The organism is Ferruginibacter yonginensis (genome assembly GCF_042651465.1).
In the GTDB taxonomy this organism is placed as follows: domain Bacteria; phylum Bacteroidota; class Bacteroidia; order Chitinophagales; family Chitinophagaceae; genus Ferruginibacter; species Ferruginibacter yonginensis.
This window is the reverse complement of sequence record NZ_JBHSCZ010000012.1, coordinates 1-923: the sequence shown is the minus strand read 5'-3', so window position 1 is coordinate 923 and position 923 is coordinate 1. Positions and strand designations below refer to the sequence as shown.

Here is a 923-nt window from a genome sequence, read left to right as displayed (position 1 = left end):
CCGTTAGCTGCTAGCTTATTGGACACACTTCACACTTTGACAAAATGATAGTAGAAAATGTTTTAGACTATGGGACTTTAATTACAACTTATAACGAATTAATTAAGATTGGACATTTAGAATTGGCGGAAAGAATCCAATCAATTTTGGAAACTGAAGAATTACCAAAACCATTAAAACACAACAAAAAAGACGACAAACATACATCGTACTATTTAATAGACTTGACAGAGAATGAAATAGAAATTATACAAGACTTATTTTTAGAATTAGAAGTTTCTAATGTATCCGTAGAAGGACAAACTACTTCACTTGCATCTTTATATGGAAACTATGCTGACATTTGGAGAAACATTAATTCTTAACAGAAAAAGATTAACTAAAAATGGGTTATAAAGCTGTTTGCATTGACTGCAGAAAAACAATAAACAGAACTTTAGACTTTGGTTCTGAAAGAAAATATACTTGTTCTGTTTGTGGTAAGCCAATGACACTTCTATCTCATTTGTTTAAGCCACCCAAAAAGACTGATACGAAACATTTGGAGACAGTAAAATATTTGACTGATAATGGATTTACTTATCAACACATTTACAAGACTGTTGAGAAAAGTAATGGAGTTATAATAAGTTACGAAGGTTATGTTTCTTACCCTGACAATTTAAAAGAGGCAAAAGAATTTGCAGAAAAATATAAAGACCAACTGCCAAACTTGACTACGAGAAAAGCCAGCAGCTAACATCGGTATTTGCAAAATCTGGGCTGGACGAATAGGTCATCGGCTGGAAGAGTTCTAATCAGCAGCAGTTCGGGCAGGACGTTACAAATCAACAAATTTTCTTAAATTCAACATCAACAAAAAATCAGCATCGGTCGGGCGGACGGAACTCGAAATTCCCAGTCTTCGCAAATACCCGTCCGTT

General features: G+C 34.1%; 2 protein-coding genes. Both read left to right on the top strand.

Annotated elements, in window-relative coordinates; all coding sequences use genetic code 11:
• Positions 1-44 precede the first annotated feature (44 nt).
• Positions 45-365, top strand: a complete 321-nt coding sequence (locus ACFOWM_RS13925; protein ID WP_379711221.1) for a hypothetical protein — start codon at positions 45-47, stop codon at positions 363-365.
• A gap of 20 nt (positions 366-385) precedes the next feature.
• Positions 386-739 (top strand): hypothetical protein, encoded by a 354-nt coding sequence (locus ACFOWM_RS13920; RefSeq protein ID WP_379711218.1) that lies wholly within the window; start codon positions 386-388, stop codon positions 737-739.
• Positions 740-923: the final 184 nt, after the last annotated feature.

Coding starts and splice junctions, on each gene's coding strand:
- ACFOWM_RS13925 (WP_379711221.1), top strand. CDS start 45: ATGATAGTAGAAAATGTTTTAGACTATGGGACTTTAATTACAACTTAT.
- ACFOWM_RS13920 (WP_379711218.1), top strand. CDS start 386: ATGGGTTATAAAGCTGTTTGCATTGACTGCAGAAAAACAATAAACAGA.